This is a genomic window from Stappia sp. ES.058 (genome assembly GCF_900105595.1).
Taxonomy (GTDB): domain Bacteria; phylum Pseudomonadota; class Alphaproteobacteria; order Rhizobiales; family Stappiaceae; genus Stappia.
In genome coordinates, this window is the sequence record NZ_LT629784.1 from 2,441,406 (window position 1) to 2,463,250 (window position 21,845).

Genomic DNA, 21,845 nt, shown 5'->3' on the forward strand with positions numbered 1-21,845 from the left:
TCTCCGAAAAGCCGATCCCGGCCTAACCGCGACATGCCGGTGGCATGTATACGGCCCTTCGGAGAACCCTCCCTTCTTAGGGACGGATACCCCGGACAGGAATTCCCGCCGGGGTCGGTACACCGGTCCCGGCGCAAGGCCGGGACCGAAGGGGACAAGCCCCGATTACTTCAGCTCAACCTTGGCGCCGGCTTCTTCGAGCTTCTTCTTCAGCTCTTCAGCTTCTTCCTTGGCCACAGCTTCCTTGACCGTCTTGGGAGCGCCCTCGACCAGGTCCTTGGCTTCCTTCAGGCCAAGACCCGTGATCGCACGGACTTCCTTGATGACGTTGATCTTCTTGGCACCGGCATCGGTGAGGACCACGTCAAATTCGGTCTGCTCTTCTTCCGCGGCGGCGGCTGCGCCACCACCGGCAGCGGCAACGGCTGCGACCGGAGCGGCAGCGGAAACGCCCCACTTCTCTTCGAGCATCTTGGAGAGCTCGGCAGCCTCCATGACGGTAAGGGAGGAGAGTTCTTCAACGATCTTTTCGAGATCAGCCATTTTATCAAGTTCCTATGGTTCGAACCGTGAACGGTTTCGACAGTGTTTTGATCATCCGCCTTATGCGGCTTCGTCCTTCTCGGCATACGCGCCGAAGACGCGGGCGAGCTGCCCGGCCGGTGCGTTGACGACCTGGGCGATACGGGTCGCGGGGGTGGAAACCATGCCCACCAGCTTTGCCCGCAGCTCGTCCAGCGACGGCATGGCGGCAAGCGCCTTCACACCATCTGCATCCAGGTTCGTCGAGCCCAAAGCGCCACCCAGAACCACGAGCTTCTCGTGGGTCTTGGCAAACGCCACCGTCGCCTTCGCGGCTGCAACCGGATCGTGCGAATACGCGACGACGGTCGGGCCGGTGAAGAGATCGGCGATGTGCTCGAGCTCAGTGCCTCGAAGGGCAAGCTTTACAAGACGGTTTTTGGCGACTTTGACCGAACCGCCGGCTTCGCGAACCTGGGCCCGCAGGGCCGTCATGTCCGCAACCGAAAGTCCGGCGTAGTGCGCAACGACGACAACGCCGGTGTCATTCAACACCTCGTTGAACGACGCAACGAACTCGCGCTTCTCCGTTCTTTCCACTTGCCTACTCCATCTGGCGGCAAAAGCCGCCGGTTTGTCTTTGCCGCCCGTCGGCGCGTTCCAAGCGGAACCTCCGGCGGACAACACCGAGGATCCTGCCCCCTCGCGCACCCTTCGGCACGGCAAGGACAAACGGTTCGAACCGGCGGCCAGCGGCCGCGTTGATCGGTTCGCACCCGTCTATGCAGGCCCACCTGGGCTTAAGCGGTTTTCCGAAGCACGCTTCGCAAACCCCACCTGCAGTCTCGGACAGGACGTCCGCCGTTTCCGGCGAACGATCCGTCCGGCCGAAGCCGGACGAAATTCATGTCTCCCCGACACCGGTCTCGACCGGCGCCCGGGACGGCGCGGCTCACGACCGCGCCGAATGCATCACGCGCTGATGCTGGACGGGTCGACCTTGAAGCCCGGGCCCATCGTGGACGAAATCGCCACGCGCTTCAGGTAGGTGCCCTTGGCGCCCGTCGGCTTGGCCTTGACCACAGCATCGACGATCGCCTTGATGTTCTCGCTCAGCTTGTCGGCGTCGAAAGACGTCTTGCCGACGCCGGCGTGGACGATGCCCGCCTTCTCGACGCGGAACTGGACGGCGCCGCCCTTGGCATCGTTCACCGCCGAGGTAACGTCCGGCGTCACCGTGCCGACCTTCGGGTTCGGCATCAGCCCGCGCGGGCCGAGAACCTTGCCGAGACGACCGACCAGCGGCATCATGTCCGGCGTCGCGATGCAGCGATCGAAATCGATCTTGCCCGACTGGACTTCGGCCACGAGCTCTTCCGCACCGACGATGTCCGCACCGGCGGCCTTGGCTTCGTCAGCCTTGTCGCCACGAGCGAACACGGCAACGCGAACCGACTTGCCCGTGCCGTTCGGCAAGAGGCAGACGCCGCGCACCATCTGATCGGCGTGACGCGGATCGACACCCAGATTGATGGCGACCTCGACGGATTCGTCGAACTTCGTCTTGGCACGCTCCTTGACCATCGCCAGAGCGTCGGTCAGCGGGTACAGCTTGTTGCGATCGACGCCCTCGCGGGCGGCCTTTGTGCGCTTTCCAACTTTCGCCATCGTCTTACTCCGTGACCTCGATACCCATGGACCGCGCAGAGCCTTCGACCATCAGCATGGCTGCGTCGATGTCCGTCGCGTTCAGATCCTTCATCTTCGCCTCGGCGATTTCACGGACCTGGTCACGGGAGACCTTGCCGACATATCCGCCCTTGCCCGGGGTCTTGTGCCCGGACTTGACGCCCGACATCTTCTTCAGGAAGAAGCTCACGGGCGCCGTCTTCACTTCGAACGTGAAGGAACGGTCGGAATAGTAGGTGATCACGGTCGGGCACGGGGCCCCCTTCTCGACATCCTGGGTCTGCGCGTTGAACGCCTTGCAGAACTCCATGATGTTGAGACCGCGCTGACCAAGTGCAGGACCGATCGGCGGCGACGGAGTCGCGGACGCGGCCGGCACCTGCAGCTTGATGTAACCTTCGATTTTCTTCGCCATTCAACTCTCCAACTGGCGCTGCCGGCGAACCGGCGTTCTCAGAAAGCAGGTGGTCCGGTCGAAGCGCCCGGCGAACGATGCGCTCCAAACCTCCCACCAGGGAGCGGGGGCGACGTCGCCCCCTCTGCTAACCACCCGACCGGGTGGCAAAACCGGCCATTCAGCCGGCATTCACGCCGAAATGCTCCGGCCACGACCACCCCGCCGGACATCCGCCCAGCACAGCGACCGAAAGGCTCAGAGCTTTTCGACCTGTCCGTATTCCAGTTCGACCGGTGTCGCACGTCCGAAGATCGACACGGCAACCTTGAGACGGGCACGCTCGTCGTCGACCTCTTCCACATGACCGGAGAACGACGCAAAAGGCCCGTCCGAAACGCGCACCTGTTCGCCGATCTCGAAACTGATCGACGGCTTGGGACGCTCCACGCCTTCCTGCACCTGATGCAGGATCCGCATCGCCTCCGCATCCGCGATCGGCATCGGCTTCTGGTCAGCCCCGAGAAAGCCGGTCACTTTTGGCGTGTTCTTGATCAGATGGAATGCCTCGTTGGTCATTTCCATCTTGACCAGAACGTAGCCTGGGAAAAACTTGCGCTCCGCATCGACCTTGCGTCCGCGACGCACCTCGACGACCTTTTCGGTCGGAACGAGAATCTCTTCGAAGAGATCCTCAAGCCCCTGTTGTGCCGCCTTTTCCCGAATCGCATCCGCCACCTTCTTCTCGAAATTCGAGTAGGCGTGGACGATATACCAACGCTTGGCCATAATCCCTCAAGCCGATTGTGAACCGGACACCGCTTTTAGCCTGCGACGCCCAGCAGCCAGCCGATACCCTGGCCCATCAGCCAGTCGGCAAGCAAAAAGAAGATGGCGGCGAGAAACACCATGATGAAGACCATGACGGTCGTCACAGCGGTTTCCCGACGCGTCGGCCACGTCACTTTGGACGTTTCCGACCGCACCTGTTGGATGAACGTGAAAGGATTCGATTTCGCCATTCAACTGCCGGTCTATTCACGACACACAGGCGCGCGGAATCATCCACGCGCCTTGGTCGAAAGCCCTAATTAAGGCCTAACGGCCCTGCGATCAAGAGCAAAGGTGGCAGGGGCGGAGGGACTCGAACCCCCGGCCCTCGGTTTTGGAGACCGATGCTCTACCAGCTGAGCTACACCCCTAGACCTTTCAAGGCCTGACTTAGAGATGTTTTGTTCCCGCTTCAAGCGCGAAATGTCGATACCTTCATTTAATTCACATCCTTTGCGAATTCGCGCTTTAAGGCGTGCCGCCACTGCATGAGGCCGGCGACGGCAACCCGGATTCAGGAGCGCCCCCGGCTCACTTTCAGGGACGTCTAACCCGGTCCCCGCTCAACGAAATGCAAAAAGACGCCCCGAGGGCGTCTTTTCGTTTCGCTGCGGTCCGCGGGCGAACGTTGTTGTCCGCCGCGCGGGTCTCGCGGATTACTCGATGATCGAGGCGACGACGCCGGCACCGACCGTGCGGCCGCCTTCGCGGATCGCGAAGCGAAGTCCGTCTTCCATCGCGATCGGCACGATCAGCGTCACGACGACCGACACATTGTCGCCCGGCATCACCATTTCCGTGCCTTCCGGAAGCTCGACAACACCCGTCACGTCCGTCGTGCGGAAGTAGAACTGCGGACGGTAGTTCGTGAAGAACGGCGTGTGACGGCCACCCTCTTCCTTCGTCAGGATGTAGGCTTCCGCGTTGAACTTCGTGTGCGGCGTGACCGAACCCGGCTTGCACAGAACCTGCCCGCGCTCAACGTCGTCACGACCGATGCCGCGGATCAGCGCGCCGATGTTGTCGCCGGCCTGACCCTGATCGAGCAGCTTGCGGAACATCTCGACGCCGGTCACCGTCGTCTTCTTGGTGTCGCGGATGCCGATGATCTCGACTTCCTCGCCGACCTTGACGATGCCGCGCTCGACGCGACCCGTCACGACCGTGCCACGGCCCGAAATCGAGAACACGTCCTCGATCGGCATCAGGAACGGAAGGTCGACGGGACGCTCCGGCGTCGGGATGAACTCGTCCACAGCCTTCATCAGCTCGGCGATCTTCTCCGCGCCGATCGACGGATCGCGATCCTCGAGAGCGGCAAGCGCCGAACCCGCGATGATCGGAATGTCGTCGCCCGGGAACTCGTAGGACGAAAGAAGCTCGCGCACTTCCATCTCGACAAGCTCGAGGAGTTCTTCGTCGTCGACCTGGTCGACCTTGTTCAGGAACACGACAAGCGCCGGAACGCCGACCTGACGGGCAAGCAGGATGTGCTCGCGCGTCTGCGGCATCGGGCCGTCGGCCGCCGAACACACCAGGATCGCGCCGTCCATCTGCGCCGCGCCCGTGATCATGTTCTTCACGTAGTCGGCGTGGCCCGGGCAATCGACGTGCGCGTAGTGACGGTTCTCCGTCTCGTACTCGACGTGCGCCGTCGAGATCGTGATGCCGCGCGCACGCTCTTCCGGCGCGCCGTCGATCTCGTCATACGCCTTGAAGTCGCCGAACTGCTTTGTGATCGCCGCCGTAAGCGTCGTCTTGCCATGGTCGACGTGGCCGATCGTGCCAATGTTCACGTGCGGCTTCGTCCGCTCAAACTTTGCTTTCGCCATCGGCGTCGCTCTCTGTCCAAGTTGCGGTTAAGTTCATCAAACACGGTGAAGAGCCGACCGCCACGCGGCGGCGGTTACCTTGAACGGGAAAACGTTTTTCGATCCGCCATCCGGGCCTTTCGGCCGGGCGCTTGCCTGAGTGGAGCGGGTGAAGGGAATCGAACCCTCGTCGTCAGCTTGGAAGGCTGCTGCTCTACCATTGAGCTACACCCGCCGCCGGCCGGGGGATGGTGGAGGAGGTTGGATTTGAACCAACGTAGGCTAAGCCAACGGATTTACAGTCCGTCCCCTTTAACCACTCGGGCACTCCTCCGAAACACCTTCCCCGTCGCCGAAGCGCCTTGGATGGCTTCACGAAAACGCCCTGCGATACAATCGCGAGGCCGCTCCCGTGGCGCGTGTTATGCAGAACGGGGTGGGGGGTGTCAACGCCCATTTGCGCGTCATCGCCACAAATCTCCGCCCGGTCCCCAGACGCTTTCCTCTTGCCGCCCGCACCCGCCCGCGATAAGCGCTGATGCGATGACACGCGCACCCAAACCCTTTTCCCAAGGACGCCACCGCAGGGCCAGACAGCCCGGCGGGTCGACTGCGGACGGCCCGCTCAAGCTCTATGGCCTCCACACCGTTGAAGCCGCCTTCGCAAATCCCGAAAGGCAGCGCCACAAGCTTTATGCGACCGAAAACGCATTGCGCAGGCTTGGCGAGCGTGGCGTCGTCCCCGACGTTCCCGTCGAGACGACGTCTCCCAAGAAGCTCGACCAGATGGTGGGGCGGGACGCCGTACACCAGGGAGCCGTTCTGGAAGCCGATCCCCTGCCCGCCTTCGGCGTGCGCGATCTGGGCCGCGCGCGTCTGGTGCTTGCGCTCGATCAGGTGACCGATCCGCACAATGTCGGGGCGATCCTGCGCTCCGCCGTGGCGCTTGGCGCCGACGCGGTGGTAACCACTGAGCGTCACGCGCCCGAGGAAGGCCCCGTTCTGGCCAAGTCGGCCTCGGGGGCCCTCGACATGATCAGGCATGTGCGGGTGAAGAACATGGCGCGCTTCGTCACGGAAATGCGCGACAGCGGCTTTCGCACCATCGCGCTCGACAGCGAGGGACCGGCGCGGCTCGAGGAAACCGACATTGGCGACAAGGTGCTTCTCGTTCTCGGGTCCGAGGGCAAGGGCGTGCGCCAGGGGGTCCGCGAGAACTGCGACGCGCTCGCCCGCCTTGACATGCCGGGCAAGATCGCCTCGCTGAATGTTTCCAATGCCGCCGTCCTCGCGCTCTACATCATTCGCGAAGGGCTGGAGGGCCGGCGCGCGGAATAGGATGACGCGTGGCGGTCATCGTCCGCCCCGGGCTTTCCCGAGCTGCGACCGGGAATGAGTGATGAATGCAAAACGGGATGCACAGGCGAAAATCCTGTGCTAGAAGCCCCTCGCTTGCCGGTATAGCTCAGTTGGTAGAGCACCTGATTTGTAATCAGGGGGTCGCGGGTTCGAATCCTGCTGCCGGCACCACAATTTCCTGAATTAAATCAATTTACTATACGAAAATCCCAAAAGAACACAATGAGAACATGAGACTTCGTGAGACCGGTTTTATGTCTCACGTGAGACATTTGTGCGTCCTACGCAGCATCACGCTCCCGCCGAAACACGTTTTGCCGGCTCCGTCGCCGACACGCCGCCGGACGGGCCCGGCGGGCAAGGCGCCCACGCCTCCCCGATCAACGGATGCGCGACCGGCTCCTTGGCGCGAAAGGCGTAGCGCCGGATGATCTGCGCATAAGAGCGATAACAGTATCCGCCATTGCCGGCGAGCACGCTGGCCCGATCGCGCGCATACGCCTCGCGCAGCCTGTACCAGGGCAAACCCGGGTCCAGGTGATGGACCGCGTGAAGCGAATTGAACAGGAAGAGAACCGCAAGCGGTCCATTGTCCTCGATGACGACGCTGCGATGCCCTACGGCGTCCTCCGCCCGATGCTCCAGAAAGGTCCGCAGGCACAAAAGCGCATAGGCGCCGTAGCAGGCGGCGAGATACGCCGGCAGCGAAAACCCCGGCACCTGCACCAGCAGCCACAGCAGCAGCGCCAGCGCGACCAGATGCTCCGCCCAGGCGGCGAGAATGTCGTGGCGTCCGTGCAAGATCGCCCGCGCATCGCCAACGACAAGGCCCGCCATTCCGGCAAGCGGCCCAAGCAGCATTCGGCCCACGAGCGTGTTCATCGCGGTCAGGAACAGCCGCGAGGCAGGCGACAGGGCCGCCCAGTCGCGTGGGTCGCGGTACCAGCTTTCCGGATCGTCATAAGGATCGGTGAGGGCCGGATCGTGGTGATGGGCGATGTGAAGCGCGCGAAACCGCCAATAGGGAACGAACACGCCAAGCGGAAGCGCGACCAGCATCCAGTTCGCACGCGCTGCGCGAAACGGGTGTCCGTGCAGCACCTCGTGCTGGAGCGAGGAATGCAGCGTGAGAACGGGTACAAGAGCGAGATAGGCAAGCAAACCCGCATGCGGGGCAGCGAAAACAAGCGCCACGAAGACGCAATGGAGGCCAATGGCAAGAGCCAGCGTCGGCCATTCGAAGCGGCGCACATCCAAGCCCTGGAACAAGGGCCTGGATGCGCGTGGAGACAGTGACTCGGGCAAGGGGAACCTCTGGGTTGACGGTCCCCGTGTGATGCGTCGCCCCGACAGGAGCTGCAATGTGTCAATTTCCAAATAGAAGGGAACATTTGCATTGAATTCATGTTATTGATGTAAAAATACAAAAACATCACGAAAATGAAAAACACGGAGACCGTGCCGATGGCTCGCTCGGACAAGCGCGAACTCGCCGGAGTGTTTCGCAAACGCCTTGGCACCCTCATTTCCCGTGCGGGAGAGGCGCCCGGGCGTTTCGCCGAACGCGTCGGCCTTGACCGCTCCGCGCTCAGCCATTTCCTGGACCCCGCCTCGACACGCATGCCCCGCGCCGAAGCCCTGTGCGACATCGCCCGGGCGGAAGGCGTCACGACCGACTGGCTTCTCGGGCTGGCCCAGTCCCAGTCGGAAGCGACCGACATCGCCCCTGCCCTTCAGATCGAGCAGTCGGCGAATGGCCGCGGGGAGAACCTGCTGGCCGCCTGGCATCAGGACGCGGCCGGCTACAAGATCAGATATGTGCCGGCGACATTGCCCGACCTGGTGCGCAGCGACGCGGTTCTCCAGTACGAATTCGCCGGAACGGGCGCGGAAAAGGCGGCCGCCAAGGCCGAGCAGACCAGACGGCTGCTGGCCTACACGCGCCGTCCGGAAACCGACATGGAGGTCTGCATGCCGCTGCAGACGCTGCGCCAGCTTACCGACGGTTCGGGAACGTGGAGCGGTCTGTCGCGCGACGAGCGATACGATCAACTGGCCCTGATGGCACGGCTTGCCGATGAACTCTATCCGACCTTCCGCCTGTTCCTCTTCGACGGACGCGACCGGTATTCCGCGCCCTACACGGTGTTCGGTCCCCAGCGCGCGGCGCTTTATCTCGGGTCGCTGTATCTGGTTGTGAACTCCGTCGAGCACATTCGCGCCCTGACCCGGCATTTCGACATGCTGATCCGCGACGCCGTCGTCGGACCCGACAGGGCGGCGGCCCATCTTCAGGAGCTTGCGCGCGACTGCCGCTAGGCACAGTCGGTCGGACACCGCCTCACGCTTTCGTGAAGTTTCCCTGCTTGAGCGCGCCGCAATCAGCGCCGACAGTCAGTTGTGCGGCCCTTTCGCCGTGACCGAGGGAGATCATTGATGCTGAAAACCTGTATGCGTGGACTTGCATTCGCCGTTCCGCTCTTCATGGCAAGCAGCCTGGCCATCGCGGATCCCGTGGAAACGCGGCAGAACATGATGAAATCGGTCGGAGCCGCCACGGGCACGCTCGGCAAGATGCTCAAGGGCGAAACCGACTATGACGCCGCGCTCGCCACGATGGCGATGCGCGTGCTCTTCACCACCCCGTCGGGCTTCGTCACCCAGTTCCCCGAAGGTTCCGAAACCGGCGGCGACACCGAGGCCGCCCCGAAGATCTGGGAAGACAAGGCGGGCTTCGAAAAGATCGCCATGGACCTGCAGGCGGCCGCGCTCGCGGCCCTCCCCGCGGCCGGTGGCGGGCTCGAACAGCTCAAGGGCGCCTTCGGCCCGGTCGCGCAAAACTGCAAGGCCTGCCACGAAGACTATCGCATCAAGAAGGACTGAACACCGGACCGCCTCCTGCACCCCGTCCCTGCAGGGTGCCGGCCAATCGGGCGCCGGCACCCTCCATTTCCCATGCAATGAGCCGGAGCTTGCGATGATCCGCCGAAAAACCCTCCTGCGCGTGGCAGGCGTTCTCCTTCTGGCGGCTGCCGGCGCAATCTACCTCACCCGCCCGGCGAGGGTTGCCTCCGTTCCCGACCGGACGCCGAATCTGACCAACGGCGAGACCGTGTTCTGGACGGGCGGCTGCGCCTCCTGCCACGCCGCGCCAGGGGCAAGCGGCGATGCCAAACGCGTCATGGCCGGCGGACTGGGACTGAAGACGCCGTTCGGGACCTTCAATGTGCCCAACATCTCCTCTTCCGCCGAACACGGCATCGGCGGATGGACGACGGAGGAATTCCTGACGGCGATGATCGAGGGCACCAGCCCGGACGGCCGCCACTATTATCCGGCGTTTCCCTACACCTCTTATCGCCATATGACACCGGATGACCTCGTTGACCTGAAAGGCTTCCTGGACACGTTGCCGGCAAGCGACAACACGGTCGCCGGACATGATCTGGCACTTCCCTATGCCTTCCGCCCGGCGCTCGGCTTCTGGAAGCTGCTCTATCTCGACGCGGATCGCCCGGCGCCGCCGAACTCCGCCGACGCGCTCGTGAAACGGGGCGCCTATCTCGTCTCCGGCGCGGGCCATTGCGCCGAATGCCACACGCCACGCGACGCCCTCGGCGGTCTAGACATGACACGGTGGCTTGAGGGCGGCCCGGATCCCGAAGGCGGCGATGGCATGATCCCCGACATCACGCAATCCGCGGATGGAATCGCCAGCTGGTCGGCCGCCGATATCGCCTATTATCTGGAAAGCGGGTTCACGCCGGATTTCGATTCCGTCGGCGGCAGCATGACATCGGTGCAGGAGAACTGGGCAAAGGCCCCGGCAGCCGATCGCGAGGCCGTCGCGGCGTATCTCAAGACCCTGACGCCGGGCGAATAACCGCGCCCCGGCCGAGCGATCAGGAAGGCGTCTCGCCCTCCCGGGTCTGCTCCCGGATCCAGTCGAGAAAGCTGCCGCGGCCGGCCGCGACGTCGAGCGCGATCACCGCCGGCTCGTCGAAGGGATGGCAGCCCGCAATCAGCGCCATCGCCTCGGCAAGCCGGGCCTCGGTGGTCTTCGCCATGAACACCACCTCCTCGCCCTCTTCGACCGCGCCGTCCCAGCAATAGACCGACTGCATGCCCGGCCACATGTTGACGCAGGCGGCGAGGCCCGCGCCGACGATCTCGCGTGCCGCCGCCCGCGCACTCGCCGTGTCGGGAAACGTCGAATAGATCAAACGGATGTCGCTGCAGCTTTGCATCGCAAGATCAACTCCCAATTACGGATCGCGCATGCTAGATCGGTGTCATGGATCAGCCGATGCACCCTATCGAGAAACTGGCGTTCATCTCAAGCGAGACGGGCGAGGCGGAAGACGCCCGCCAGTCGCTCGAGCGCCGCTATGGCGCACACGACCCGAAAAAGGCGGATGTGATCGTCGCGCTGGGCGGCGACGGGCTGATGTTGCAGACCCTCCACCGCTTCATGAACACCGGCAAGCCTATCTACGGGCTGAACCGCGGATCTGTTGGCTTCCTGATGAACGAGTTCGGCGAGGAAAACCTGCTGGAGCGCATTCGCAAGGCCGTGGTCAGCCGGATCCATCCGCTCGTAATGGAGGCGACCGATGCGCTTGGGCATATCCACTCCGCTCTCGCCATCAACGAGGTTTCCCTGCTGCGCCAGACGCATCAGGCGGCGAAGCTGAGGATCTCCGTAGACGAACGCGTGCGCATGGAAGAGCTGGTGTGCGACGGCGTGCTGATCGCGACACCGGCCGGCAGCACGGCCTACAATCTGTCCGCCCACGGGCCGATCCTGCCGATCGACACCCAGCTCCTGGCGCTGACCCCGATCAGCGCCTTCCGGCCGCGGCGATGGCGCGGCGCCTTGCTGCCCAACAGCGTGAGCGTGCGCATCACCGTTATGGAAACCGCCAAACGTCCGGTCTCCGCCGCCGCCGACTATACCGAAATCCGCAATGTGACCGAGGTCAGGGTGCGCGAGGAGAAGAACGCAAGCTCGCTTGCGCTCTTCGATGCCGACCACAATTGGGACGAACGGATTCTCTCCGAAATGTTCCGCTACTGAACGCCTGCGCGCGCCTGTCGTGTCTTGGCGAACGACCGGCGGATCCGACCGTGGGCAACGTCCACCCTTTTCCAAGGTTTCACCATCACGCTGAACGATCGTGGACGGGCAATCCCGTCCTGATCGTTCAAACCCAAGCCGCACCCCCACGGAGCTCGGGCAACGGCGCGTCTTGAAACAATTGCCCTCGCGCATCTGGATCTGCCCAATCTTCGCGTTCTTGTTGCGGAAGACAATCCGCACAGGCGCCAGATCCTCCGCATGCTGCTGTCGGTCTACGCAATACGCCGGATATTCGAGGCCGAAGACGGGGCAAGCGCGCTGGAGCTGATCGGAACACGCGATCCGGACCTGCTTCTCATCGACAGGATGATGCCGATCCTCGATGGCGCGGAACTGACGCGCATCATTCGCCGGTTTCCCGAACCGACCTGCTACCTCCCGATCGTCGCGGTGACCGCGCATACGCAGCGAAACCGTGTGATCGCCGCGCGGGACTTCGGCGTCACCGAAGTGATGTGCAAACCCGTCTCCGCCCGCGGCCTTTACCTGCGCATCGCCAATTGGGTGCCCAATCATCGCGATTTCGTCCGCACGAAAATCTATTTCGGTCCGGATCGAGAGCGGTTCCAGAGTCCCGGGTTCATCGGGATCGAACGCCGTGGCGCGAAACGGGACGACGGATATGCTCTGGACGGCCCGGGGGAAGTCGACCAAAGTCGGCCGGAGACCAACATGCGCGACTCGGTGGTATCGTGACCGACGGCTCAGGAACCCGCTGCGTTTTGTGCATGGACCGTGTTGAACGGGCACTGCATGCGGTGGCGAACCGGCCCCTTGCTCAAGGAACAGGACAATGGCCAGCGATCCGACCAAGTCGAATGACGGCTACGAGGTGGTGAAGCCGCCACGCGACTTGCGCGCCAAGGTGCGGGTGATGAGCGAACGCGAGGCCGCCCGGTTCGATCCCGTCAAGTCGGCGGAGGCCGCGCTTGAACGCCTTTCATCCGACTTCGACAGCTGGATGACAAATGAGGCCTCGACCCTCGCGACCGCCTGGACCGACATCCAGGAAAACGGCATGAACGAGGAAAGCTGCGCCACCCTGTTTCGCGCCGCGCATGACATCAAGGGACAGGCGAGCACGCTCGGCTATCCGCTGGTCGGCGCAGTGGCCGGCAGCCTGTGCCACCTGATCGAGCACGTTCCGGCAGACGACCTGCCCGCGACCCTTGTGGCGCAGCATGTGGACGCGGTTCGCGCCATGGTCGCCGAAACGGCGCAAAAGGAAGAAAACCCCACGGCCCGCGCGCTGGTCGACCGTCTTGCCGAAGTGACCGAGGACTTCATCGCGAGAAACGCGCCGCCCGCCGACGAGAGGCAGGACTGAGGGACGATTCTCAGGCAGCCAGCGTTCGTTCCATGTAGGCGCGTGCCGATTCGCGGGCGATTTCGGCGGAGAACCTGCGCAGCATCACCACGAGGTCGTCGGCCTCCACTCCCTCCGATGCCTGATAGCGATCCAGGACCAGGCCCACGACGCGACGCGCCAGCACCACATTGCCGCCGCAACTCAGCGCATGACCGGCCTCGCGCGACATTTCCCGCCACACGGTGACGGCAACGCAGAAGAGCTGATGGGTGCGCACCGGCAGGCCCGCGCGCGACAGCAGCGCCTTCAGCGCGATCATCCGTCCGCCCTGCACCACGGATGCGACCCGCCCGAGCCGGAGCCCGGACAGCCGCGCCAGTCCGGCCTCGAACAGACCGGTGTTGCCGGTGCAGACCGCGCGCAAAAGGAGACCGGCGGTCAGTTGACCGCTCGTGAGCAAATGTTCGACGAGCGCCTCCGTTTCCCCGATGTCGGCGGCGTTGGCGAGCGAGACCGTGGCCCGCTCGCGCGCCTCCAGAACGACGGTGCGCGCACGCTCGTCACGCAGGCCCAGCCGCACCAGCGGATGGTCGCTCAACAGGTCGCCGACCTGTTTCAAGAGCATCTGGCGGATCTCGATCGGCGTGTCGCCGCGCCGCATCAAGGCCTCGCGGAATTCAGGGCTATCGCCATGGCGCTCCACCATCCGCGCAAGGCTGAATTTCGGGATGTCGGCATGGTGGTTGTCGGCAAGCGCCAGACAGGCGGACAGCGAACCAACCTCGGCAATGGCCGCGGCAACCGACACCGAAAGATCGTGTCGCCTGGCAACCGCAGCCGGGAGCGGATCGGCGAACCCGGCAACCGCATCGACAAGTTCGGCGTCCAGCAACACCGGCGAATACGTCAAAACCGGCTCGGCAATCGAAGAGAGGTCGGAGATCAGGGCCAGAATCACCTCGCGCGGCGCATGCGGGCTGCGCGCCAGTGCTTCGGCAAGCGCGCGGCGAACGGCCGGGCTGGGGTCGTCGAGCAGGATTGTCATCGCCGCGTCTGCGGCTTCCAGATCATCGTCCGACAACTCCGAATACAGATACGCGCGCGCCAACGCGCTTGTCGCTTCGGCACGGCGCTCGACCGGCGCATCGGCCATCCATCGCAGGAACTGTTGAACGATCATTGTGCGGCATCCCCAAAGGCAGCAGCAGACTCATCAAGATCAGCAGTTTGCGCGATAAACCTTTAAGGCTTCGTTCACCATGATTGGTCCGGTTCAACCGGTCGATCCCGATCCGGTTCCGCACGGACAGACCGGGTCCACCGGATCGACGCCCGTCGCCACGCCAAACAAAAACACGCGGCGCACTCGCGCCGCGTGGGAGGCAGGAACAGGGTTCGTCAGGCCCCATCACCATCAGGACGAATGACCCGTCAAACCGGCGGCAGGAGTTCCTTTTGGGCAAAGCTCGGCCGGTAGTTGAGGAAGCCAGTCAGATCCATCGGCCGGCCGGATCCCAGCGATGCGCTTCCGGTTGTATCCAGCTGCGCCAGCACCCGTGACCGGCGTTCGCTGTAGGCATCCCCGCCGGATGTCTGACGGGCGGCGGCGCGCTGGACGGCTTCCTGCTGCCCGACCTCCTGCGCGGCGAAGGCCGTGAGAAAGGTGGAATCGAACGAGGCACGCTTTGCCTCCACACCATTTCGGAAGAGGGCATGAAAGGGCGAGGAGATATCGTTGGTCGCCGACCAGGCGGTCAGGACGCGGCTGGTCGGATCTCCCATCGTCAGTTCACGCCCCGACATGGCGGCCTCTGCCGGGGCCGAGGCGTTCACCGCCGCCAGCGTCACAGGGTTGCCCGCCAGTTGCGGCTTGACCGAAGGCAGAGCCGCAATGCGGGTCGCGCCCGTTCCCGGCAGCGCCGGCATCGCGCCGCCGTGCTTGGCGACCAGATTTGCATAGACCTCCGAAACGGTCTTGGCGCCGCCCCGGTCGTAGAAGATAGGCTTGTTGGCGCGCGCCTGCTTCGAAAACACCCTGTCGGCGGCGAGCGAAGGCTGCGTCTCGGCGAGCCGGATCAGCTTGTTGGCACCACCGGCCCCGAGAAAATGCGCGATGTAGAGCTCGCCCTCGTTCGGGGCGCGTCCGAGCTTGCGCGTCAGATAGTCCGCGTTCTTCTGGGTGAGCTCCCCCGCCATGACGGAGCTGATCTCCGCATTGTCGCGCAGCGCCAGGATCTCGCGCCGCATCTCCGGATCTGCAACCTTGTAGCGACCGCCGGACGAACGCTGGATCTGGTCGGCATACTGTCCAAGCCCGTGTTTGTGACCGGACTGCTTCATCGTCTCGAGCCAGGTGCTTTCAATGAACTGGAACAGGCCGGAGGCGCTCGAGGTCCGGGCCTTCGCATCCTCGTCGAAGTTCGATTCGCGCTGCGCCGTCTTCACCAGATACTCAAAGGAGGCACCGGTGGTCGTGCTTGCGGATTGAAACGCTTGCTCGATCCTGGAGGCGATCGAGGACGGGTCGCCGACTTTCATGCTCCGCTCTCCTGGCTACTCATGTCTTAGGATTTGGTTAAGAGTCGGAGGCAATTGGTTAACGACACGTTAACGGCTCTTAACACCTGTTGCGCCTTGGGTTTTGCGTGGGTACTCGGGAGAGGCGATTCGCGTAATCTGCGCAGGCCGTGGTCATCGCCTGTTTTTTCGCGCAAGATTCCAAAGGGGAGAATCCCATGCCGGGACTGCATTTTGAGGAATTCGAGATCGGGCATGTCTTTCATCACTCGCTCACCCGCACGGTGACGGAGATGGACAACATGCTGTTCTCCAACATGACGCTGAACCCGCAGCCGCTGCACATCGACCGGCATTTCTGCGAGACGCAGACGGAATGGGGCCAGCCGCTGGTCAACAGCCTGTTCACGCTCGGCCTGCTCATCGGGATCTCCGTGAACGACACGACCGTCGGCACGACCATCGCCAATCTCGGCATGAACGACGTGAAATTCCCCAATCCCCTGTTTCAGGGCGATAGCGTCCACTGCACCACCGAAGTCATCTCCAGGCGCGAGTCCCGTTCACGCCCGGATGCCGGCATCGTGGAATTCGAGCACAAGGCCTTCAATCAGCATGACGATCTTGTGGCGATCTGTCGCCGCCAGGCCTTCATGAAAAAGCGCGCGGGAGGCGCGTGACCCATGCGCTCTCTCCTGTTCGTGCCGGCCGACAGCGAGCGCAAGCTGGCCAAGGGCCTCGACAGCGGCGCCGACGTCCTGCTGATCGATCTTGAAGATTCCGTCGCCCTGGAGGCCAAGGAAGCCGCAAGGAAGATCGCGGCGCAGTTCCTGTCAGATGCGCGGGAGCGCAAGGACCGGCCGCGTCTCTACGTGCGCGTCAACGCCCTCGATACCGGCGAAACGGATGCCGACCTTGCTGCGGTCATGCCACTGGCGCCCGACGGCATCATGCTGCCGAAGTCGGTCGCTGGGCGAAGCGTTGAGCAGCTGGACGCCAGGCTCGCGGTTCACGAGGCGCAAAACGACCTCGCCGACGGCGCGACACGGATCCTGGTCGTGGCGACGGAGACAGCCGCATCGCTGTTCAATCTGGGGAGTTACGCAGGCGCAAGCGAAAGGCTCGAAGGCCTCGCCTGGGGGGCGGAGGATCTCTCTGCGGACATCGGCGCGCTCGCCAACCGCGACGGATCGGGCGGCTTTACCGAGCCGTTCCGCATGGCGCGCAACCTCTGCCTGTTCGGCGCCGTTGCCGCCGGAGCCATCCCGATAGACACGGTCTTCACCAACTTTCGCGATCTCGACGGGCTGCGCAGCGAAGCGCAGACGGCGTTGCGCGACGGTTTCACCGCCAAAATGGCAATCCACCCGGCGCAGGTTGCGGTCATCAACGAGGTCTTCACGCCCTCCGACACCGCCATTGCCGACGCCCGGCGTATCATCGATGCCTTCGCGGCCGCCGGCGATCCGGGCGTTGTGGGACTGGACGGGGAAATGCTCGACCGGCCGCACCTGAGGCGGGCGGAAAAGCTGCTGGCCCGCTCGCGGGCCGCCGCGTCCCGGGGGGCGGACTCATGAAAGGGGCCGAACCCTAGGGAATCGCCGAAAGAAGCAGGAAGACGGCGAAAATGCTGAGGTGAACGGCACCTTGCAGGATCGTCGTGCGCCCGGTGCCCAGCGTCAGGGTGCTGACGAAGAGGGTGAGAACCAGAAGCACCAGGTCTTCCGGTACGAGGCCGATGACGAGCGGCTTGCCCATGAACACGGAGACCGCCGCGACCACCGGGATGGTCAGGCCGATGCTGGCCAGAGCCGAGCCAAGCACCAGGTTCACGCTGTTCTGCAACTGGTTGTGGACGGCCGCCCGAACGGATGCGATGCCTTCCGGCAACAGCACGACGGCAGCGATCGCCACACCCACCACGGCCTGCGGCAATCCCGCATAGGCAACCGCCGTATCGAGCGGATGGGACAGGATCTTGGCAAGCAGGATCACGATCAGAAGGGCAAGCGGCAGCAGGAACACGCTGGCGAGCGTCACCTTGCCCGACGGCATTTCCTGCGGCGCCTCATGCAGGGCCTCGCCCTCCTTCACCCGGACCGCCTCCAGGAAGTAGTCGCGATGCCGCACCGTCTGGACAAAAACGAACGTGCCGTAGAGGCCGAGCGACACCACGCCGATCACCACAAGCTGAAGGATGGAGAACTGCCCGTCGCCCCCCGCCATCACGAAATTCGGCAGCACGAAGGAAACGGTTGCAAGGGTGCCGAGGACGGCCAGCGAGGCGGAGGCGGCATTGAGCTGGAAGGATTGCTCGTGATGGCGCTGGCCGCCGAGCACGAGACAGAAACCGATCACCCCGTTGAGCACGATCATGATGGCGGAAAACACCGTGTCACGCGCCACCTCCTCGTTGCCCTCCGCGCCCGAAAGCATGATCGACACGATAAGCGCCACCTCGATCACCGTGACGCAGACCGCAAGGATGATCGAACCGTAGGGTTCTCCGACCCGCGCCGCCAGCACCTCGGCGTGATGCACGGACGCAAACACCGCGCCGCCAAGCAGCAGCGTAACGAGCCCGAGGACGGCGACAGATGTTTCCGGCAGCACATCGGTCATGACGAGCACAAGGGCGAGAGCGGCGATCACTGGCACAAGCCAGGACCAATGCGGAATGGAGCCATGGCTCGCGTGTGACATCGTATCCCCCCTGAAACAACTGCGGTTCGCAGCGGTTGCCGCCGTTCCCGGCAACAACCGGTGTCTGTGCGCCCACCTGTTAGCAGGGAAAAACGACAGCCCGGTTAACGCCCCGATGCGATCCTACGCGGACGGCCGCTTCATCTGGAACACGCTGTCGACGACCGCATAATCCAGATATCCCAGTCGGGACAAGGGACGCGCCAGCGTTACATCGAACAGCCCGTCGACCAGAACGGAGCGGTCGATATGCACCGCGACCACTTCGCCGAGCACGATCCAGTTGTCGGCGGGTGTGCCGTCGAGCGCCACCGGCCGGATGGTCTGCAGGTGCCGGCATTCGAAGGCGGCCTTTGCCTCTGCGACGCGCGGCGCGGACACAAGCTGCGACGGCACCGGGGTCAGGCCCGCCGGTTCGAATTCCGAAACCCCGTGCGGCAGGGGCGCGGACGACGTGTTCATCGCGTCCTTCAGGTCCTCGGTCGCCAGATTGAAGACGAAATCCCCGCTCGCCTCGACGTTGGTCACCGTGTCCTTGAAGCCGTTGGAGGAGAAAAGCACCATCGGCGGTGTATCGCTCACCGCATTGAAGAAACTGTAGGGCGCGAGATTGGCCACGCCATCGCGTCCCATGGTCGAGATCCAGCCGATCGGACGCGGCGCGACAATCGCCTTGAACGGATTGTGCGGCAGGCCGTGCCCGTCGGCGATCGTGTAGGAATAATGGCTCATTGGGGCGTCCACTCGCTGATCAGGGTTTCGACATCCGGGCGGGCGCGCTCGGCGGGAACCTGCGTCGGCGTTCCGATATGCACGAAGCCGGCGATGCGTTCGGCCTCGGCAAGCCCCAGCGTGGATCCCACCTGCTCGTCGAAGGCCATCCACTCCGTCAGCCACTGCGCGGCATAACCGCTGGCGTGGGCGGCATGGACGAGGTTCATGCACACCGCGCCGACGCACAGCTGCTGCTCCCACACCGGGATCTTGGGGTGGACGGCGGCACGGCTGACCACCGCAACCACCAGCGGCGCGCGCGAAAACCGCGTCGCCTCCTGCTCGCGGCGGGTGTCGTCAAGGCTCTCGCCGCGCCCTTCGAGCAGGTCGACCAGCTTGGCGCCCAGCGCGTGGCGGGCATCGCCGCGCAGCAGGATGAAACGCCACGGCACAAGCTTGCCATGATCCGGCACACGCGATGCCGCCTCCAGGATTTCCTGCAAGGCCGCGCCTTCAGGGGCCGGATCTGCCAGAGTTGCGGCCGGATGCGAACGGCGCTTGCGCAAGTGGCCAAGCACGTCGGATGGATCCATGTTCATAACTGTCCTTCTTGGCACAATGTTCGAAAGCGGACGGGGACCGTCGCCACGCTCCGCTTGGATAAAGCGAAGGGAAGACCCGCCCATGAGTTAGCCGCCTTTTGGCCGCTGTCAATTGTCGCGACGGCCCGAAAGGAAATCGCAAACGACCGTGATGTTCGAACCGACTTGAAATCGCCCCAGTTTTGGGGAAGGAACGACATCGTCAGACATTTTCGCCGGATCGGGACATATCGAAACCCATGCACGTCTTGTTGAAACACCTCGCGGGCATCGTTGTCGTCGCATTCCTCGGCTCGACAGCGCTTGCCCAGGATGTGGCCGTGCCGGTTCCCAAGCCCGACGATCTGGGCGCCTCGAACGAGTCCGACCAGAATCCGGCATCAAGCGACGAGTTGCCTCCGCTGGATGGACTCGCAGGCTCCGGCGCGATCCAGGGCTCGATCGCGCCCGCCGTCCCCTACGCGCCGGCCCTCACACCCGATACGGGCATGCCCGCGCCATCGGGCGTCAGCCCCGTCTATCTCGTTGCCCGCTTGAGCGAGGACGGACCGTCGCTGAGCCGGGGCGTTTCCTGGCGGGTCTATGCCGATGCGCCGGGCGATGACGGCAATCTGGAACTCGTCGCAACCGCAACCGGTGGCGATGCCGACTTTCGCCTGGAGCCCGGAACCTATCTGGTCCACACCGCCTTCGGCTATGCCGGACGCACCAGCCGCGTCGCGGTGAACTCCGAGGTGACGAGCGAAACCGTCCTGCTCAACGCCGGTGGCATGAAACTCGATGCCCAGTTCAGCGGCCATCAACCGATTCTGACCGGGCAGGTCCGCTTCGACGTCTATGAACGCGAGTTCAACAATCGGGGCGAACGCAAACTGGTCGCCGGCAACATCGCGCCCGCCGAGGTCGTTCGCCTCAACGCGGACACCTACCACGTCGTCAGTCGCTACGGCGGCGTCAACGCGGTCGTGCGGGCGGACATTCACGTCGAACCCGGAAAGCTCACGGAGGCGACCGTCTATCACAATGCCGCCCGTGTGACGCTCAAGCTGGTCAACCAGCGCGGCGGAGAAGCGCTTGCCAACACCGCCTGGAGCGTGCTCACGCCCGGCGGCGACGTGGTCGCGGAAGGCAATGGCGCCTTTCCGGCCTTCACCCTCGCATCCGGCGAATACCAGGTGATCGCGCGCAATGCCGACAAGCTCTATTCGCGCAACTTCATGGTCAAGACCGCCGAACACGGCGAGGTCGAGGTGCTGACCAGCAGCGTCCTGGAGAACTGACGGCTACCGCCCGCGACGCCGGCGACCGTCCTTTGTGTCCGTTTCCACCGGAGCCAGAGCGAGCACGCACTCATGCAGGTGCGCGATCATCGCACGCTGGTCGCCGAAGGCCGCAAGCGCCTCGAAGGGGATCGGCGCTCCGATGCGCACCGAAAGATCCCGTCCCATCAGCCGGCGGAACTCGCGGATATACATCGAAAGCCTCAGCGTCAGCGAATATCGCGAGACGATGTGGAACAGCGGCGAGTTCTGCCCCTCGAAATGCAGCGGCAGGACAGTGGCCTGCGAGGCCCGGATCATCTTCGCGGTAAAGGTCTTCCAAGGAAGCTCGCGCGCGCGTCCGAACGGGCGATCCGCCGTGGCAACGCCTCCGCCCGGAAACACGATGATGGTCACCCCCTCCCGCAACAGCCGGAGCGCCTCCTGGCGCGTCTTCATGTTGGTGCGCAGCGCGGCCTCGGTTTCCTCGAAATCGATCGGCAGGGCGTAGGGTCGGATTTCCGGCGCCTTGAGCAGTTCGTTGTTGATCAGGATGCGGTAGGGCCGGTTCAGCCTTTCGGCAAGCGACAACACGGCAAGACCGTCGCTCAGCCCGTAAGGGTGGTTGGCGATCATCACCAGCGGACCGTCGGGAACCGCTTCCGGCGGCCAGCTGCCTTGCGCCACGACCACGTTCACGCCGACCAGCGATAAAAGATCGCTCCACTTGTGGGCGGAGGATGCGGCGATGGCATCGCGCCAATGGCGATAGTAGCCAAGCAGATGGGACCGGCCGGACAGCGTTTCGATCGCGCGGATCAAACTGCGCTTGACCCAGGGATGCTCCGGATTTGCGTAGCTGAGTTCGGTATCGGTCACCTTCGTCCCCTGACAGCACCGTGCCGATGACCCGTCGGCCAAAAAAAGACCGGACGCGCAGCGCGCGCCCGGTTTGCGTTTCTACACGATCGCATGTGACGGTTTCGCGACGGCCC

Annotated in this window: 25 protein-coding genes and 4 tRNA genes; 11 read left to right on the forward strand and 18 right to left on the reverse strand. The window is 63.9% G+C overall.

Annotation, left to right across the window (positions count from 1 at the left end; all coding sequences use genetic code 11):
• Nucleotides 1-165: 165 nt before the first annotated feature.
• From rplL to BLU32_RS11350, 10 genes are all read right to left on the reverse strand, one after another.
• On the reverse strand, nucleotides 166-543 hold the full coding sequence (gene rplL / locus BLU32_RS11305) for a 50S ribosomal protein L7/L12 (protein ID WP_093807041.1): 378 nt from the start codon (nucleotides 541-543) through the stop codon (nucleotides 166-168).
• 60 nt (nucleotides 544-603) lie between these two features.
• Nucleotides 604-1,122: a 50S ribosomal protein L10 gene (gene rplJ, locus BLU32_RS11310; RefSeq protein WP_093807043.1), complete on the reverse strand. Its 519-nt coding sequence runs from the start codon at nucleotides 1,120-1,122 to the stop codon at nucleotides 604-606.
• A gap of 372 nt (nucleotides 1,123-1,494) precedes the next feature.
• Entirely contained in the window at nucleotides 1,495-2,190 is a 696-nt protein-coding gene (gene rplA / locus BLU32_RS11315; protein WP_093807045.1) for a 50S ribosomal protein L1, read from the reverse strand.
• Nucleotides 2,191-2,194: 4 nt separating this feature from the next.
• Nucleotides 2,195-2,626: a 50S ribosomal protein L11 gene (gene rplK / locus BLU32_RS11320; RefSeq protein ID WP_093807047.1), complete on the reverse strand. Its 432-nt coding sequence runs from the start codon at nucleotides 2,624-2,626 to the stop codon at nucleotides 2,195-2,197.
• A 237-nt stretch (nucleotides 2,627-2,863) separates the two neighbouring features.
• On the reverse strand, nucleotides 2,864-3,394 hold the full coding sequence (gene nusG / locus BLU32_RS11325) for a transcription termination/antitermination protein NusG (protein ID WP_029058732.1): 531 nt from the start codon (nucleotides 3,392-3,394) through the stop codon (nucleotides 2,864-2,866).
• A 35-nt stretch (nucleotides 3,395-3,429) separates the two neighbouring features.
• Nucleotides 3,430-3,627: a preprotein translocase subunit SecE gene (secE, locus tag BLU32_RS11330; RefSeq protein ID WP_093807049.1), complete on the reverse strand. Its 198-nt coding sequence runs from the start codon at nucleotides 3,625-3,627 to the stop codon at nucleotides 3,430-3,432.
• A 104-nt stretch (nucleotides 3,628-3,731) separates the two neighbouring features.
• A tRNA-Trp gene (locus tag BLU32_RS11335) sits at nucleotides 3,732-3,807 on the reverse strand.
• 285 nt (nucleotides 3,808-4,092) lie between these two features.
• On the reverse strand, nucleotides 4,093-5,268 hold the full coding sequence (gene tuf / locus BLU32_RS11340; RefSeq protein ID WP_093807031.1) for an elongation factor Tu: 1,176 nt from the start codon (nucleotides 5,266-5,268) through the stop codon (nucleotides 4,093-4,095).
• A gap of 140 nt (nucleotides 5,269-5,408) precedes the next feature.
• Nucleotides 5,409-5,482: transfer RNA gene (locus BLU32_RS11345), tRNA-Gly, on the reverse strand.
• Between the two features lie 14 nt (nucleotides 5,483-5,496).
• A tRNA-Tyr gene (locus BLU32_RS11350) sits at nucleotides 5,497-5,581 on the reverse strand.
• A 209-nt stretch (nucleotides 5,582-5,790) separates the two neighbouring features.
• Between BLU32_RS11350 and BLU32_RS11355 the strand changes: the two genes are divergently transcribed.
• Nucleotides 5,791-6,585: an RNA methyltransferase gene (locus BLU32_RS11355; RefSeq protein ID WP_093807051.1), complete on the forward strand. Its 795-nt coding sequence runs from the start codon at nucleotides 5,791-5,793 to the stop codon at nucleotides 6,583-6,585.
• Nucleotides 6,586-6,701: 116 nt separating this feature from the next.
• Nucleotides 6,702-6,777 (forward strand) — tRNA-Thr (locus BLU32_RS11360).
• Nucleotides 6,778-6,897: 120 nt separating this feature from the next.
• Here the strand turns inward: BLU32_RS11360 and BLU32_RS11365 are convergent.
• Nucleotides 6,898-7,911 carry a fatty acid desaturase gene (locus BLU32_RS11365; protein ID WP_208976872.1) on the reverse strand — a complete coding sequence of 338 codons (1,014 nt, stop codon included), beginning with the start codon at nucleotides 7,909-7,911 and terminating at the stop codon, nucleotides 6,898-6,900.
• Nucleotides 7,912-8,070: 159 nt separating this feature from the next.
• On the opposite strand from BLU32_RS11365, the gene BLU32_RS11370 reads away from it, so the two are divergent.
• The 3 genes from BLU32_RS11370 (at nucleotide 8,071) to BLU32_RS11380 (ending at nucleotide 10,489) form a co-directional block, all read left to right on the forward strand.
• Nucleotides 8,071-8,925, forward strand: a complete 855-nt coding sequence (locus BLU32_RS11370; RefSeq protein WP_093807053.1) for a helix-turn-helix domain-containing protein — start codon at nucleotides 8,071-8,073, stop codon at nucleotides 8,923-8,925.
• A gap of 117 nt (nucleotides 8,926-9,042) precedes the next feature.
• The gene (locus BLU32_RS11375) at nucleotides 9,043-9,489 is read left to right on the forward strand and encodes a cytochrome c (protein WP_093807055.1); all 447 of its coding nucleotides are present in this window, start codon (nucleotides 9,043-9,045) and stop codon (nucleotides 9,487-9,489) included.
• A gap of 94 nt (nucleotides 9,490-9,583) precedes the next feature.
• Nucleotides 9,584-10,489, forward strand: a complete 906-nt coding sequence (locus BLU32_RS11380) for a cytochrome c (RefSeq protein ID WP_093807057.1) — start codon at nucleotides 9,584-9,586, stop codon at nucleotides 10,487-10,489.
• Between the two features lie 19 nt (nucleotides 10,490-10,508).
• On the opposite strand, the gene cutA is transcribed toward BLU32_RS11380, so the two are convergent.
• The gene (cutA, locus tag BLU32_RS11385; RefSeq protein ID WP_093810904.1) at nucleotides 10,509-10,853 is read right to left on the reverse strand and encodes a divalent-cation tolerance protein CutA; all 345 of its coding nucleotides are present in this window, start codon (nucleotides 10,851-10,853) and stop codon (nucleotides 10,509-10,511) included.
• A gap of 47 nt (nucleotides 10,854-10,900) precedes the next feature.
• On the opposite strand from cutA, the gene BLU32_RS11390 reads away from it, so the two are divergent.
• From BLU32_RS11390 to BLU32_RS11400, 3 genes are all read left to right on the forward strand, one after another.
• Nucleotides 10,901-11,683, forward strand: coding sequence for an NAD kinase (locus BLU32_RS11390; protein ID WP_172838562.1), 783 nt, complete (start codon nucleotides 10,901-10,903; stop codon nucleotides 11,681-11,683).
• Between the two features lie 201 nt (nucleotides 11,684-11,884).
• Nucleotides 11,885-12,442 carry a PleD family two-component system response regulator gene (locus BLU32_RS11395; RefSeq protein ID WP_256371443.1) on the forward strand — a complete coding sequence of 186 codons (558 nt, stop codon included), beginning with the start codon at nucleotides 11,885-11,887 and terminating at the stop codon, nucleotides 12,440-12,442.
• Between the two features lie 97 nt (nucleotides 12,443-12,539).
• Nucleotides 12,540-13,073: an Hpt domain-containing protein gene (locus BLU32_RS11400; RefSeq protein ID WP_093807061.1), complete on the forward strand. Its 534-nt coding sequence runs from the start codon at nucleotides 12,540-12,542 to the stop codon at nucleotides 13,071-13,073.
• A 10-nt stretch (nucleotides 13,074-13,083) separates the two neighbouring features.
• Here the strand turns inward: BLU32_RS11400 and BLU32_RS11405 are convergent, their stop codons facing one another.
• Both BLU32_RS11405 and BLU32_RS11410 read right to left on the reverse strand, forming a co-directional pair.
• A complete protein-coding gene (locus tag BLU32_RS11405) occupies nucleotides 13,084-14,235 on the reverse strand; it encodes a DUF2336 domain-containing protein (protein ID WP_093807063.1) in 1,152 nt (383 codons plus the stop codon).
• Nucleotides 14,236-14,486: 251 nt separating this feature from the next.
• Nucleotides 14,487-15,593 carry a transglycosylase SLT domain-containing protein gene (locus BLU32_RS11410; RefSeq protein ID WP_093807065.1) on the reverse strand — a complete coding sequence of 369 codons (1,107 nt, stop codon included), beginning with the start codon at nucleotides 15,591-15,593 and terminating at the stop codon, nucleotides 14,487-14,489.
• Nucleotides 15,594-15,790: 197 nt separating this feature from the next.
• On the opposite strand from BLU32_RS11410, the gene BLU32_RS11415 reads away from it, so the two are divergent.
• Together BLU32_RS11415 and BLU32_RS11420 are read left to right on the forward strand one after the other, a co-directional pair.
• The gene (locus BLU32_RS11415) at nucleotides 15,791-16,252 is read left to right on the forward strand and encodes a MaoC family dehydratase (RefSeq protein ID WP_093810908.1); all 462 of its coding nucleotides are present in this window, start codon (nucleotides 15,791-15,793) and stop codon (nucleotides 16,250-16,252) included.
• Nucleotides 16,253-16,255: 3 nt separating this feature from the next.
• On the forward strand, nucleotides 16,256-17,149 hold the full coding sequence (locus BLU32_RS11420) for a CoA ester lyase (RefSeq protein ID WP_093807067.1): 894 nt from the start codon (nucleotides 16,256-16,258) through the stop codon (nucleotides 17,147-17,149).
• Nucleotides 17,150-17,162: 13 nt separating this feature from the next.
• Here BLU32_RS11420 and BLU32_RS11425 read toward each other — a convergent pair whose 3' ends face one another.
• The 3 genes from BLU32_RS11425 to BLU32_RS11435 all read right to left on the reverse strand — a co-directional run bounded on the left by BLU32_RS11425 (nucleotide 17,163) and on the right by BLU32_RS11435 (nucleotide 19,582).
• A complete protein-coding gene (locus BLU32_RS11425; RefSeq protein ID WP_093807069.1) occupies nucleotides 17,163-18,275 on the reverse strand; it encodes a calcium:proton antiporter in 1,113 nt (370 codons plus the stop codon).
• A gap of 123 nt (nucleotides 18,276-18,398) precedes the next feature.
• Nucleotides 18,399-19,007, reverse strand: coding sequence for a flavin reductase family protein (locus BLU32_RS11430; RefSeq protein ID WP_093807071.1), 609 nt, complete (start codon nucleotides 19,005-19,007; stop codon nucleotides 18,399-18,401).
• Nucleotides 19,004-19,582, reverse strand: coding sequence for a nitroreductase (locus BLU32_RS11435; protein WP_093810910.1), 579 nt, complete (start codon nucleotides 19,580-19,582; stop codon nucleotides 19,004-19,006). The genes BLU32_RS11430 and BLU32_RS11435 overlap by 4 nt, the downstream gene beginning before the upstream one ends.
• A 248-nt stretch (nucleotides 19,583-19,830) precedes the next feature.
• Between BLU32_RS11435 and BLU32_RS11440 the strand changes: the two genes are divergently transcribed.
• Nucleotides 19,831-20,871, forward strand: coding sequence for a hypothetical protein (locus tag BLU32_RS11440; protein ID WP_093807073.1), 1,041 nt, complete (start codon nucleotides 19,831-19,833; stop codon nucleotides 20,869-20,871).
• Nucleotides 20,872-20,874: 3 nt separating this feature from the next.
• Here the strand turns inward: BLU32_RS11440 and BLU32_RS11445 are convergent, their stop codons facing one another.
• On the reverse strand, nucleotides 20,875-21,729 hold the full coding sequence (locus BLU32_RS11445; RefSeq protein WP_093807075.1) for a lysophospholipid acyltransferase family protein: 855 nt from the start codon (nucleotides 21,727-21,729) through the stop codon (nucleotides 20,875-20,877).
• Between the last annotated feature and the right edge of the window lie 116 nt (nucleotides 21,730-21,845).